This window comes from Kribbella steppae (assembly GCF_004342025.1).
In the GTDB taxonomy this organism is placed as follows: Bacteria; Actinomycetota; Actinomycetes; order Propionibacteriales; family Kribbellaceae; genus Kribbella; species Kribbella steppae.
Window position 1 is genome coordinate 375572 of record NZ_SLWN01000002.1, and the last position, 13113, is coordinate 388684.

The window sequence follows — 13113 nt, forward strand, 5'->3', positions numbered from 1 at the left end:
CGCCCGACCTTTCGGATCTAGGAGACGGTCAGTCGTCGGGGAGGCCGTTGCGGAGTGTGGTGACAACGGGCCGCGGCGCGGTGTCGACGGCGAGCCGGAAGACGTCGGGGCGGTGGTAGTGGCCGACCGGGTCGAACATTCGCCGCGCCGACCGCACCTTGGCGAGATCCAGTTCGGCGACCAGGACGGTCTCGGCGTGCCGGACAGGTCCGGCAAGGATCTCTCCGTTCGGGCCCACGATCACCGTATTGCCGGGCTCGACCCAGTCAGGGTCGTCCGGATCGGTCCGCCAGACTCGGTCCCGGTCGGGGAATTCCGCCGGGATCTGGTCGACATGCAGGCACGGATTCGCACCGATCACGTAGCAGCGGCCTTCTCGGGCGATATGTCGCATGGTCGCGATCCACCCGTCGCCTCTCGCCAGCGTCGGTGCCACCCAGATGTCGACGCCCTGCGAGTAGAGGTAGAACCGGGCCAGCGGCATGTAGTTCTCCCAGCAGATCAGCCCACCGATGCGGCCGAAGGGGGTCGGGTAGGTCTCGAGCATCGAGCCGTCGCCCATTCCCCACACGGTGCGCTCCGAGCCGGTCGGCATCAGCTTGCGATGCTTGCCGAGGAGATTGCCTCCTGCATCGAAGTACAACAACGTGTTGTAGATCGTGCTCCCCGTGGCCTCGCGTTCGTTGATCCCGATCACCAGATAGACCCCCGCTTGGCGAGCTGCTGCCCCGAGCCGGTCGGTGGCCTCGCTCGGTACCACCACGGCCTGGTCGGCCAGCATCGCGAACCACTGCTCGTCACCGTCCCAGATCGGCGGTCCGTCGATCCAGATCGGCGTACCAGGCACGAACGCCTCGGGAAACACGACCAGGTCGGCCGCCTGTACTGCGGGGTCGGCCAGCAACTCCTCCACCTTGGCAAGCGTCGCCTCGCGATCCATCAGCACGTAGGCCGCTTGCACAGCTGCAACCGTCAATGTCGTCATCTCGCCCCCCTGGCTCGACGATACGCCACACGGCGCGTACGAAGCGGGCGGAGAACCTCGACCGGCCCGGGCTCAGGACCCCTCAGACCTGAGCCCGGGCCGGTGGATCAGGGGAGTTCGGCTTCCAGGACGCGGGCCAGCAGGGTGGCGAAGGGGGCCGGGTGGCTTGCGTAGCCTCCATGGCCGCCGGGGAAGGTGACGACGGGCCAGCCGAGGTGCTCGGCGATGACCTGGATCGGGCGGCCGGGGAGGTATTCGGCGGAGTCCAGTCCGGCGGCCGGGACGATCTTGTCGGCAACGACCTTCAGCGCGTCAAGGTCCGGTTCATAGCGGGTGAACGGCAACAGCTTGTGCTGGTAGAAGTCCCCCGCGTTGGCGCGCATCCGCTCGAAGAGTTCCACGTACTCGGGCAGCAGATCCTCCGGCGGTGGCAGCTCGTCCTGGTCCATCCCGGTGCCGATGCTGAACAGCAGATCCGCGGCCTCGAGACCGTCCCGGCGATACGTGTCGTACACGTCCTGGAAGAACGCCCGCGCATCGACCACGTCCGGCAGCACCTCGACGGCCGGCGGCTCGTGGGCGACCAGCATCCGCACCCGGTCAGGATGCCGGGTGATCAGCTCGAGCCCGGTGATCGCGCCCGAACTGCTGCCCAGCACGTACGCCGGTTCGTCACCGGCGACCGCGTCGGTCACCGCCAGCGCGTCCTCGGCCGCTTGCTCCACACTCTCGTTCACGGGCTCGCCGTCGTACCGGCTCCTGGAGTTGCCGCGCGGGTCGTACGCCACCACCGTGTAGTCCGCCGAGAGCTGACCGACGATCCCGCCGAAGATCCCCGCGTCCGTGCCGCCACCCGCGATCAGCACCAGCACCGGCCCGGACCCCGACACCTCGTAGTGCAGCGTCGCACCCGGCACCGTCAGCTTGTTCACAGTCTTCGCGCCCATCAGGCAACCCCTCTCTCCGTTGCCTTCAGCTTCCAGCCACCCGCTGGCATCCCACGCACACAGCGCTGGCACGCCTCGCCAACAGAACTCAGTCGGCGTCCTCGATCGGGATGGGAGCGGCGTCGTCGAGGCCGGCCCAGGAATCTCGAGGTGGGGCGACTCGGCGGCCTTGGGGGCAGATGCGGGCGAAATCGCACCAGCCGCACAGCGCCGACGGCTCCGGTGGGAACGCCTCGTCGGCTTCGGCCGGCGTCAGACCTTCGCGCCAGCGAGCTTCAGCGGCGGCCGCGTCGTCCGCGATCGACTCGGCTCGACGCTGATGCCGAGCCAGCGAGGCGTCGTCGTGATCCGCGCCCGCGACGGTGTTGGTCGGAAGGTGGTGCAGCTCGACCCGGGTGCACGGCTTGTGCAGAACCCGCCGGGCACCCAGCACGTACAGCGCCATCGCCAGCGACGACCGCGCATCCGTCGAGGTCAGCGGGCGACGGCCGGTCTTGTAGTCGACGATCGCCAACTCGGTCGTACCGCTCCCGTCGCGAGCCGGCCGTTCGTCGATCCGGTCCACCCGGCCGCGCAGGGACGCCCGTTCGGTGGTGAAGGCGACGGTGCGTTCCACGCCGCGAGGCTCGTAGTACGGATCGGAATCCCGCAGGTACCCCAGGACCATGGAAGTCGACCGGTCCCGCCAGTCCAGCGATTGCACCTCGTCCCGGAAGCCCTCACTCCGCCAGCTCGACCGCATCTTGGCGACCACCTCGTCCGGCGTACGGCGGGCAGCCGGCCAGCGACCGAAGAAGTCGGCGAGCACCTCGTGGACGATCGCCCCGACCGTGTTGTGCGCCCAGGGCGGACCCTTCGGCGGTCGCGGCGTCTCGAGGTAGGTGTAGCGGTACTTCCGCTTGCAGTCGGCGAAGGTGAGCAGTTTGGTCGGGGTCGCGACGAACAGCCGCGTCGGCATCCCGGGCAGCATGTCGTCCATCAGCCCGCCTTGATGAAGTCGGTCACCGCGTCCGCGACCAGCTGGACGGCGATGGCACTCAGCAGCAAACCGGCGATCCGGGTGACCAGGAGTACGCCGTTCTCCCCCAGGATCCGCATGATCACGCCGGAGAACCGCAGCGTCAGCCACATCACCAGGTGGATCACGATGATGCCGACCGAGATCGCGACCACGTCCGGCACCGACCCGTCCGCGCGCTGCACGAACACCATCGTGGCGACGATCGCACCCGGCCCGGCGAGCAACGGCGTACCGAGTGGGACGAAGGCGATGTTCACGTTCTTGGTCTGGACCGGGTCCTCGGCGGTGTCGGTCAGCAACTGCAAGGCGATCAGCAGGAGCAGCAGACCGCCCGCAGCCTGGAGCGCCGGCAGCGTGATGCCGAGGTTGTTCAGGATCTGCTGGCCGAACGCCGCGAACACGACGATCACGCCGAACGCGACCAGCACCGCCTGCCAGGCGGCCTTCTTCCGGACCGCGCGGGACTGGCCGGCGGTCAGCGAGATGAACACCGGCACCGTGCCGGGCGGGTCCATGATCACGAACAGCGTGACGACGACCTCACTGAGCAGCCCCAGGTTGATGACGCTGTTCACGGCAGGTAGGCCTCGGGCACCTTGGCCTCGGAGGCGGCGGCCGCGTTGACCTTGGCGACCTCGAGAAGCCGCTCGAACTGTTCCGGCTCGGTGGAGTTCACCCCCAGGTCATGATCGATCTTGCCGTCGCCGTGGTGGTCGCTCGAGCCGGTGTAGATGATGCCGAGCTCCTGGGCGATCCCGCGGAGCGCCGTGCGGGACTCGGCCGAGTGGTCTTGGTGGTCGACCTCGATGCCGGCCAACCCGTGGTCCTCGACCAGCCGGGCGATGGTGTCCGCGGTCATCACCTTGTAGCTGGACCGGCCCCAGGGGTGGGCGATGATCGGTACGCCGCCGGCCTCGCGGACCAGGTCGATCGCGCGGCCCGGCTCGATCGCGTAGTGCGACACGTGCCCAGGTCTGCCGTCGGCGAGGAACCGGTCGAAGGCCTCGCTCCGGTTGGCGACCGTGCCCTTCGCGACCAACGCGTCGGCCACGTGCGGCCGCCCGACGGACGGCGTACCGGTCGCTTGGGCGAGCACTTCGTCGACGGTCAGGTCGACGCCGACGCTGTTCAGCCGGGCGACGATCGACGGGATCCGGTCGGTGCGGCCGTCGCGGACGATCCGCAGCTCCTCGGCCAGCCCCGGGTACGACGGATCGGGCAGGTATCCGAGCAAGTGGACGCTGATGTAGTTGAGCTTGCAGGAGATCTCGATCCCGGGGACGAATCCGAGGCCGAGGTCCTCCGCGGCGCGCCGGCCGTCAGCCCACCCGTCGGCCGTGTCGTGATCCGTGAGCGCGATCACGTCCAGGCCGGCCCGCTTGGCGTGCGCCATCAGGACGTCCACCGGGTCGGTGCCGTCCGAGCGGTTCGAATGGGTGTGCAGGTCGATACGCACGAGCGGGGCCGGATCCCTTCCATGGACACTGTCAGGCCTGATGCTATCTGCGCCCGACCCCATACCCGGTCGTTATCCACAGTCGGGCTCTATATGGTGCTGGCATGGATGCGCACCGTGTCGACTGCGTCGGGGCTCTCGTGTACGACGACCGGCACCGATTGCTCCTGGTCCGCCGGGCCAACGAACCCAGTCGCGGCCTGTGGTCACTGCCGGGCGGCCGGGTCGAGCCCGGTGAGGACGATCCGACCGCAGTGGCCCGCGAGGTCGCCGAGGAGACCGGTCTCACAGTCACGGTCGGCCCCCTGGTCGGCGAGGTCGAGCGTGAGGGCCCGAACGGCCAGCTCTACGTCATCCGCGACTACGAGGCATCGGCGGTCGGCGGCACGCTCACCCCTGGCGACGACGCGAGCGACGCGAGGTTCGTCAGCCGCGACGAGTTCGACAACCTCGCCACCGCCACGCTCCTCGCCTCCACCCTCGCCCAGTGGAATGCCCTCCCGGGCTGAATGATGCGCGCGATCGAGGAGAACGCCGCTGAACTGCTGATGGCGATGGGTGCTGCCGGAGGTGGGGTTCAGCGAGACGACGGCACAGTGCGTTGGACGATCGGCGGTTCACCGATCGACTACCACAACGCGGTGGTCGCGGCCGATCTGCCGGCGGCGGAGGTCGATCGCACCATCGCCACATCACTGGAGTTGATGCAGCAGTACGCCGTACCAGGATGCTGGCATGTGGGGCCGTCGATGCGGCCGACGGATCTTGGGGACCGATTGGTGTCGGCCGGGTTCACGCATGGTGGGAGTGAGCCCGGGATGGCGGTGAAGGTGGCGGACCTGCGCCCGCCGGCTGTCGTACCGGGGCTGCACGTCAGCCGGGTGGACAGCGAGGACGACTTGGCCGTGTGGGAGACCACGCTGGGGCGCGGGTTCGGGGAGGGTGTGAAGGAAGCCCGGTGGGTCGCGGAGACGTACCGCCGGCTGGGGTTCGCGGATCCTTGGCGGCACTACCTCGGCCGGCTGGACGGCGAGCCGGTCGCGACGACCACCATCTATCTCGGCGCGGGCGCGGCCGGGGTGTACTTCGTGATGACCGTGCCTGAGGTGCGGCGGCGTGGGATCGGGGCGGCGATCACGTACGCCGCGCTGCGCGAAGCCGAGGCGGTGGCGGAGTACGGCGTACTGGGGTCGTCGCCGGCGGGACGGTCCGTGTACGCCGGGCTCGGGTTCCGCGAGTACTGCACGATCGACCTCTACGAGTGGGCTCCGACCGGCACCGGCTGAGTGGCGGCGGTCGAACGCTCGCGCAGCAGCAGGAAGGCGTCGACCAGGACGACGACGCCGGTGAGGGCGTGGACGCCGAGGGCCGTTGCGACGGTGCCGTCGTGGGTCAGGACGACGATCGCGTCGACGAAGGGGATGAGCGCGGCGACGGCCAGCACGACGCCGGTGGCGCGACGCTCGCCGAGCGCGAACAGGACCAGGATGATGAGACCGCAGACGATGTCGCGGATGCCCTTGACGGCCAAGTAGCCGGCCGCGGTGCCGGTGGGCCAGGGATCGATCCCGAAGCCCGCCGCGGCGCCGTGCGGATCCAGCAGGAGGAACTGCAGCCCGAACGAGATCGGGAACAGGCCGAGCAGGACAGTGAGGACGGTGGTGAAGCGACGCATGGCGGACTCCTGTATCTAGCAGTGCTAAATTTTCTAGCGACGTTAACACTGTCATCGCTAGATTGTCTAGCAGTGCTAGAGTCGCCCTATGCCGAGTCAGTCACGCAGGGAGCGGGCGCGGGTGGAGCGCCGGGAGCTGATCGTCCGGACCGCCCGGGAGCTCGCCGAGGCGGAGGGGTGGGAGGCGGTCACCACCCGGCGCCTCGCGGAGCAGGTCGACTACAGCCAGCCGGTCCTCTACGGCCATTTCGCGAACATGGATGCGATCGCCGCGGCCGTCGCCCTGGAGGGGTTCGAGGAGTTGGCCGGCGTACTCCGCGAGGCACGCGTCGCCGATGGATTGCGAGGGCTGGCGACGGCCTATCTCGGGTACGCCGACGAACATCCGGCGGTGTACGAGGCGATGTTCGTCCGGCGGACGGACCTGGTGTTCGGCACCGCGGAAACTCCGGCGGCACTCCGGAACGCGTACGCCGAGTTCCTGGCCGGCGTCGAACCTTACGCGCAGCGGGATGCCGAGACGCTGACTGAGGTGTTCTGGAGTGCGCTGCACGGGCAGGCAACGCTCAATCGGGGGGCGCGGCTGCGCCCGGATCACCTGCAGGCCCGGGCGGACCTGCTCGTCGACCTACTCGTTGTTCCAGCGGTGGATAGCCGCTGATCCGCGCTCCCACCCCAGGACCGAGATGGTGGCGGTGTTCAGGACGAAGTGGCGGCCTTCGGTGACGTCGAGCCCGAGCCAGCGGGCGGTCAGCGCGCGCAGCGCGTGGGAGTGACCGAAGACAAGGACATCACCGGGTACGGCGGCGATGCGGGCGTTGACGCGGTCGAGCCGGGCGGCGACCTGGGCTGGGGTTTCGCCGTTGGGTACCGGATCCGCCCAGACCGTCCAGCCCGGCACGGTCTTGCGGATCTCCGCGGTGGTGATGCCCTCGTAGTCGCCGTAGTCCCATTCGACCAGGTCGTCGTCCACCTCGGCATCCCCGAAGCCCGCGAGTTCCGCCGTCCGGCGGGCGCGCTGCCGCGGTGATGTGAGCACCAGCTCGAATGTCTCCCCTGCCAGTTTCTCCTTCAGCGAGGCGGCCACGCGTTCACCTTCCGCGGTCAGCGGGAGGTCTGTGGTCGACGTGTGCCGGCCGGACTTGCTCCACTCGGTCTCGCCGTGCCGGATCAGGAACAGCTGGTCCTGGCGCTCAGGTGTGGTCACGCCCTCATCCTCGCAAATGTGAACCCGTATCGGCCCAGATGGCACCCGAGGTCTTGACCAACCCACCCCGGACAGGGCAGGGTCGAAAACTGTAAGCGCTTCCACTCCGACCCCCAGGAGCGAGCAGTGGCCTCCGGACCCACCGGCCGGCCGGCGACGATCTACGACGTCGCGGCCCGGGCGAAGCTGTCGATCGCGACGGTTTCGCGTGTCCTGCAAGGGACTGGACCGGTGTCGGAGAAGGCGCGGACCAGGGTCGACCAGGCGGCACGCGAGCTCAACTACGTACCGCTGCGCGCCGCCCGAAGCCTGGCGGTACAACGGCATGAGGCGCATGGACTCGTGCTGCCCGACCTGGCCGGCCCGTTCTACGGCGACCTGCTGATGGGGTACGAGCGCTGGGCCGGCGAACACGGCCAGAGCGTCATCATCACGGTCACTCACGGCAACCCCGACCCGCGCCGCACGGTCCGTGACCTGGCCGGCCGGGTCGACGGGATCGTTGTCCACGGCAACGCTTTGGACCTACCCACGATCCAGAGCCTGCGCAAGGCCGACGTACCGATCGTGCTGATCGCCCATCCGCCGGTCACCGGCTGCGACTCGATCCGCAGCGAGAGCGCGGCCAGTGCCGAGCAGCTGACCACCCGGCTGCTCGACCACGGCCGCACCAATCTCCTCTTCGTCGGCGACCCGGCCAGCGGGTACGACGTGTCCGAGCGGTACGCCGGATTCGCCAACGCCCTCGAGGCACGCGGACTGCGGGTACCCAAACCCGAGTGCGTCCCGATGACCGAGCAAGCCGGCACCGCCGTCGCCACGAAGTTGCTGACGGCAAGGAAGCGGCCGGACGGGCTGCTCTGTGCGAACGACGAGCTCGCACTGGCCGCGCTGAAGACCTTGCTCGCGGCCGATGTCGCCGTACCGAAGGACATCGTCGTGACCGGGTGGGACGACGTGATGGCGGCGCGGTACGTGTCGCCGGGGTTGACCACGGTGCGGCAGCCGATGACCGAGCTGGGCCGGCTGGCGGCCCAACGACTTCACGAGCGGGTGACCGGCGAACGGGCCCGCGCGCGGAACGACGTACTGGCAACACAACTCGTGCTGCGGGACAGCTGCGGCACGGGACCGGGGGATGCAGCAGTAACCGAGTGAGGAGACACAGATGATCACCCACAGCATCCGCCGCCGGCTGGTGATCGGCAGCGCTGCGATCACCGCCACCGCCCTTGCCTTGGCAGGGTGTGGCCGGTCGGAGGACGCCCCCACCGGGGGTTCGCAGGCGACCACCACGGTCAGCGAAGGGCCGGCCACCGGCAATCTGACCGTCTGGGCGATGGGCACCGAGGGCGAGAACCTGCCCAAGCTGATGGAGCAGTTCCAGCAGGCCAACCCGGACGTGAAGGTCACCGTCACGCCGATCCCGTGGGACGCCGCGCACAACAAGTTCACCACCGCGATCACCGCGCAGACGCTGCCGGACGCCGCGATGGTCGGCACCACCTGGATGGGCGAGTTCGCCGACCTCGGCGCCCTCGACCCGACCCCGGCAGGCTTCGACAACGCCGCCTTCTACCCCGGCGCGCTTGACACCACCAAGGTCGGCGGCACGCAGTACGGGGTTCCCTGGTACGTCGAGACGCGGCTGGTGTACTACCGCAAGGACCTGGCCGCGAAGGCCGGCGTCAGTACGCCGCCGACCGACTGGGACGGTCTGAAGGCGATGGCCAAGGCGATGAAGGAGAAGGCCGGCGCGAAGTACGGGATCAACCTGCAGCCGGGCGGCAGCGGGTCCTGGCAGACGGTGATGCCGTTCGCCTGGTCCGCCGGCGCGAACCTCACCACCGACGACCAGAAGGAGTTCACCTTCGACACGCCGGAGATGCAGGAGGGGCTGAAGTACTACCAGAGCTTCTTCACCGAGAAGCTGGCCGGTACCGACCTGCCGCCGAACCAGACCGAGGCGCAGTTCGTCAACGGCCAGGTGCCGATGTTCATCTCCGGGCCGTGGATGGCGGGTTCGGTGGCGAAACTCGGCGGTGACGCGATCAAGCCGAACATCGGTGTCTTCGAGATCCCGAAGAACAAGACCTCCACGTCGTTCGTCGGCGGCTCCAACTTCGTCGTGTTCAAGAACTCGAAGAACAAGGACAGTGCCTGGAAGCTGGTCAAGTTCCTGTCGGATGCGAAGACGCAGGCCGCCTGGTTCAAGATGTCGTCCGACCTGCCCGCGGTGAAGAGCGCGTGGGAGGACCCGAGCATCGCCTCCGACCCGCTGCTGCCGGTGTTCGGCAAGCAGCTCGAGTCCGCCAAGGCCCCGCCGGCGATCGTGAACTGGGAGCAGGTCGCGACCGCGTTCGACACCGAGATCGAGAAGATGGCGAAGGCGGGCCAGTCCCCCGCCGACACCGCCAAGGCCACCCAGACCAAGGCCACGGCGATCGGCACGGGTAGCTGACCTGATGTCCACCGCCACGGAGCCGCGCGCCCGGGTGGCAACCGCCACCCCGCCACCCGGGCGTCGGCGGCGACGCCTCGACCACCAGACCGCGACCGCGTGGATCCTGGTGCTGCCGTTCGCCGTGCTGTTCCTCGCGTTCACCGCCGGGCCGGTGATCGGGTCGCTGCTGATGAGCTTCACCGACATGCGCCAGCGCGATCTCCGGACGCCGTTCGCGGTGAACGGGGTGGGGTTCGACAACTACATCAAGGCCTTTCAGGACGAAACGTTCCGGAAGGCCGCGTTCAACACCGCGTACTTCGTCGTCATCGGCGTACCGCTGACACTGGTGGTCGCGCTGGCCGCCGCGGTGTTGCTGGACCGCGGGCTGAAGAAGGTCCAGGGTCTGTTCAAGGTCGGCTACTACCTGCCGGTGGTGACGTCGATCGTCGCGATCGCGGTGATCTGGCGGTTCGTGCTGGCCCCGGAGTCCGGCCTGGTCAACACGGTGCTCGGCTGGGTCGGTATCGACGGACCGAACTGGCTGGCGTCGAAGACGTGGGCGATGCCGTCGCTGATCGCGATGGCCGTCTGGCGGAACTTCGGGTCCGCGATGATCATCTTCCTGGCTGGGCTGCAGGGCATCCCGCAGTCGGTCGAGGAGGCCGGCCAGATCGACGGTGCGGGCCCGTGGCAACGGTTCCGGTACCTGATCCTGCCGTTGCTGCGACTGACCATCCTGTTCAACTGCGTGACGACCGGGATCGGTTACCTGCAGTTCTTCGAGGAACCGTTCGTGATGACCGAGGGCGGTCCGCTGAACAGCACCATCTCGGTGTCGATGTACACGTACCAGCAGTTCGGGTTCGGCAACTACGGCCTGGCCACGGCGATGGCCTACCTGCTGTTCGTCGTGATCGCGGTCGTCACGTTCATCCAGTTCCGGCTGCTGAGGGAGAAATGATGCGCCGTACCTGGTGGATCTACCTGATCGGGGTGCTCGGCCTGGTCGCCGTCGCGGCGCCGTTCGTCTGGATGCTGCTCGGCAGTTTCAAGACCCAGGGCGAACTGCTCCGGGTCCCGCCGACCTGGTGGCCGGAGCAGCCGACCGGGCAGAACTACGTGGATCTGTTGAACAAGGAGAGCTTCCCGCGCTACTTCCTCAACTCGACGGTCGTCGCGCTGGCGGTGACGGCCGGGAACCTGGCCTTCTGCTCGATGATCGGCTACGCGCTGGCCAAGCTGCGGTTCAAGGGCCGCAACGCGCTGTTCGTGCTGGTGATGGCCACCTTGATGATCCCCGGCATGGTCACGTTCGTGCCGCTGTTCGTGCTCGTCACCAACGCCGGGATGGCGAACAGCTACCCCGGCCTGATCCTGCCGTTCCTGGTCTCGCCGTTCGGTGTGTTCCTGATGCGGCAGTTCTTCCTCGGGCTGCCGGACGACCTGATGGACGCCGGCCGGGTGGACGGCAGCAGTGAACTGGGCATCTTCGCCCGGATCATGCTGCCGCTGACCAGGCCGGCCCTGGCCACGCTCGGCATCCTCACCTTCCTCGGTTCCTGGAACAACTTCCTCTGGCCGCTGGTGATCGCCCAGACCCAGGACAAGTACACCCTTCCCGTCGCCCTGGCGCTGTACTCGAAAGGCCAGAACGCGCAGAACTACGGCCTGTTGATGGCCGGCGCGGTCGTGGTCGTCATACCCGTGCTGGTGATGTTCCTGATCTTCCAGCGCCACGTCACCAAGGGCATCGCCGTCACCGGCCTCAAATAGACCTTCTCTGGAGACAAGATGACCGCCAACATCAGTCGCCGCACCCTGCTCACCGCCACCGGCTCCGTCGCTCTCATCGGCGCCACCAGTGGTACGACGTACGCCGGAACACCTGATCCGGGCGCCCTGCTCAAGGGCAACTGGCGCCCGACGCAGGCCGATCGTGCCCTCGTCGGCCGCTGGGCCCGCGACACCTGGCGCAGCCTGGTCGCGATGACCGACGAGAAGACCGGCCTGCCCGCCGACAACATCGGCGACTCGGTGACGAACCCGGTCCGCAGCCGCTACACCTCACCGACCAACATCGGCGGCTACCTGTGGAGCACGGTCGTCGCCCGCCACCTCGGCATCATCTCGCCGCAGGAGTCGTACCGCCGGATCACCCAGACCTTGACCACGATGACCAAGGTCGATCACCACGACCCGAGCGGCATGTACTTCAACTGGTACGACGAGTCGACCGGCGAGGTGCTGTACACGGACCCGGACGGGACCAAGCCGATCACGCCGTTCGTGTCGAGTGTCGACAACGGCTGGTTCGCGGCCGCGCTGATGGTGGTGCGCAACGCCGAGCCGGGCGCCCGCGCCCTCGCGGACTCCCTGCTGAAGAAGATGAACTTCGCCTTCTACTACAACCCCGCGGCCAGGCCGGGCGGGCTGATGCGCGGCGGCTTCTTCGAGACCTCGCCGCCGGACGAGGAGACGGACAAGGGCAACCACGCGGGTGTCGGCCCGGACGTGTACTACCGGAAGTTCCACTACGACACGTGCAACACCGAGGCTCGCATCGCGCCGTACATCGGGTTCGCCCTCGGACAGGTCCCGCACACGCAGTACTTCGCCACTTACCGCACCTTCCCGGACTCGTGCGACTGGTCCTGGGTGGAGCAGCGGCCCAAGGGCGTGCACCGGACGTACCTCGGCCTCGACGTGTTCGAGGGCACGTACTCGTACCGCGGCATGCGCCTCGTGCCGTCGTGGGGCGGCGACATGTTCGAGTCGCTGATGCCCGACCTGTTCATCCCCGAATCCAAGTGGGCGCCGCGGAGCTGGGGTATCAACCACCCGCTCACCGTCCGCGCGCACATCGAGCACGGCATGGACGACGCCAAGTACGGCTACTGGGGCTTCTCGCCCGCCTCGAACCCTCGCGGCGGGTACTCCGTGTACGGCGTCGACGCGATCGGGATGGACCCGGGCGGCTACCCGTCCGACCTGGAGGCGACCAACTTCGACGCCGGCTTCGAGGGCTGCCGTGAAGGCGTGAACCCGAACCCGACCTTCGGCGACGGCGTGGTCACGCCGCACGCGGCGTTCCTCGCCATGCAGTACGCACCCCGGCAGGCGATCGACAACCTGTCCCGGATCGAGAAGAACCTCAAGGCGTACGCCGGTGGTGGCTTCTACGACTCGGTCGCGGTCCGGTCCGGCCTGATCGCCAAGCGATACCTGGCCCTCGACCAGGCCATGGTGCTGGGTGCCATCGGCAACGTCTTCGCCGGCGACGTGATCCGGCGCAACTTCAGCAGCCGGCAGGTCGAACAGCGGATCCGCCCACTGATCGCGATGGAGCAGTTCGAGTCCGGTCTCGAGTAACACCAAC

The 13113-nt window shown here is 68.2% G+C and carries 15 protein-coding genes; 8 read left to right on the forward strand and 7 right to left on the reverse strand.

The features are described from left to right. Positions 1-28: 28 nt before the first annotated feature. The 5 genes from EV652_RS06620 to EV652_RS06640 form a co-directional block, all read right to left on the reverse strand. Positions 29-985, reverse strand: a complete 957-nt coding sequence (locus tag EV652_RS06620) for a carbon-nitrogen hydrolase family protein (RefSeq protein ID WP_132208091.1) — start codon at positions 983-985, stop codon at positions 29-31. A gap of 107 nt (positions 986-1092) precedes the next feature. Further along, complete coding sequence (locus EV652_RS06625; protein ID WP_132208092.1) at positions 1093-1932, reverse strand: alpha/beta hydrolase; 840 nt, start codon at positions 1930-1932, stop codon at positions 1093-1095. An 88-nt stretch (positions 1933-2020) separates the two neighbouring features. Continuing rightward, a complete protein-coding gene (locus tag EV652_RS06630; protein WP_132208093.1) occupies positions 2021-2911 on the reverse strand; it encodes a RecB family exonuclease in 891 nt (296 codons plus the stop codon). Further along, positions 2911-3528, reverse strand: a complete 618-nt coding sequence (locus EV652_RS06635) for a MarC family protein (protein ID WP_132208094.1) — start codon at positions 3526-3528, stop codon at positions 2911-2913. Before EV652_RS06635 ends, EV652_RS06630 begins: the two co-directional genes overlap by 1 nt. After that, positions 3525-4409, reverse strand: coding sequence for a PHP domain-containing protein (locus tag EV652_RS06640; RefSeq protein ID WP_132208095.1), 885 nt, complete (start codon positions 4407-4409; stop codon positions 3525-3527). Before EV652_RS06640 ends, EV652_RS06635 begins: the two co-directional genes overlap by 4 nt. A gap of 104 nt (positions 4410-4513) precedes the next feature. On the opposite strand from EV652_RS06640, the gene EV652_RS06645 reads away from it, so the two are divergent. Continuing rightward, a complete protein-coding gene (locus EV652_RS06645) occupies positions 4514-4918 on the forward strand; it encodes an NUDIX hydrolase (protein ID WP_132208096.1) in 405 nt (134 codons plus the stop codon). Between the two features lie 3 nt (positions 4919-4921). Continuing rightward, entirely contained in the window at positions 4922-5695 is a 774-nt protein-coding gene (locus EV652_RS06650) for a GNAT family N-acetyltransferase (RefSeq protein WP_242001605.1), read from the forward strand. Here the strand turns inward: EV652_RS06650 and EV652_RS06655 are convergent. Then, entirely contained in the window at positions 5665-6084 is a 420-nt protein-coding gene (locus EV652_RS06655; protein ID WP_132208098.1) for a DUF4267 domain-containing protein, read from the reverse strand. The two genes, EV652_RS06650 and EV652_RS06655, sit on opposite strands and share 31 nt — an antisense overlap. Positions 6085-6172: 88 nt before the next feature. Between EV652_RS06655 and EV652_RS06660 the strand changes: the two genes are divergently transcribed. Continuing rightward, on the forward strand, positions 6173-6745 hold the full coding sequence (locus tag EV652_RS06660; protein WP_132208099.1) for a TetR/AcrR family transcriptional regulator: 573 nt from the start codon (positions 6173-6175) through the stop codon (positions 6743-6745). Here the strand turns inward: EV652_RS06660 and EV652_RS06665 are convergent. Then, a complete protein-coding gene (locus EV652_RS06665) occupies positions 6713-7291 on the reverse strand; it encodes a histidine phosphatase family protein (RefSeq protein ID WP_132208100.1) in 579 nt (192 codons plus the stop codon). The genes EV652_RS06660 and EV652_RS06665 overlap by 33 nt on opposite strands. A gap of 126 nt (positions 7292-7417) precedes the next feature. On the opposite strand from EV652_RS06665, the gene EV652_RS06670 reads away from it, so the two are divergent. Genes EV652_RS06670 through EV652_RS06690 form a run of 5 tightly spaced genes read left to right on the forward strand, consistent with a single transcriptional unit; the run spans position 7418 to position 13106 of the window. Continuing rightward, complete coding sequence (locus tag EV652_RS06670) at positions 7418-8449, forward strand: LacI family DNA-binding transcriptional regulator (protein ID WP_132208101.1); 1032 nt, start codon at positions 7418-7420, stop codon at positions 8447-8449. 10 nt (positions 8450-8459) lie between these two features. Then, positions 8460-9752: a sugar ABC transporter substrate-binding protein gene (locus EV652_RS06675; protein ID WP_132208102.1), complete on the forward strand. Its 1293-nt coding sequence runs from the start codon at positions 8460-8462 to the stop codon at positions 9750-9752. Positions 9753-9756: 4 nt separating this feature from the next. Next, on the forward strand, positions 9757-10698 hold the full coding sequence (locus EV652_RS06680; protein ID WP_132208103.1) for a carbohydrate ABC transporter permease: 942 nt from the start codon (positions 9757-9759) through the stop codon (positions 10696-10698). Then, on the forward strand, positions 10695-11510 hold the full coding sequence (locus EV652_RS06685; protein WP_242001606.1) for a carbohydrate ABC transporter permease: 816 nt from the start codon (positions 10695-10697) through the stop codon (positions 11508-11510). The genes EV652_RS06680 and EV652_RS06685 overlap by 4 nt, the downstream gene beginning before the upstream one ends. An 18-nt stretch (positions 11511-11528) precedes the next feature. Further along, complete coding sequence (locus tag EV652_RS06690) at positions 11529-13106, forward strand: glucoamylase family protein (RefSeq protein ID WP_132208104.1); 1578 nt, start codon at positions 11529-11531, stop codon at positions 13104-13106. Positions 13107-13113: the final 7 nt, after the last annotated feature.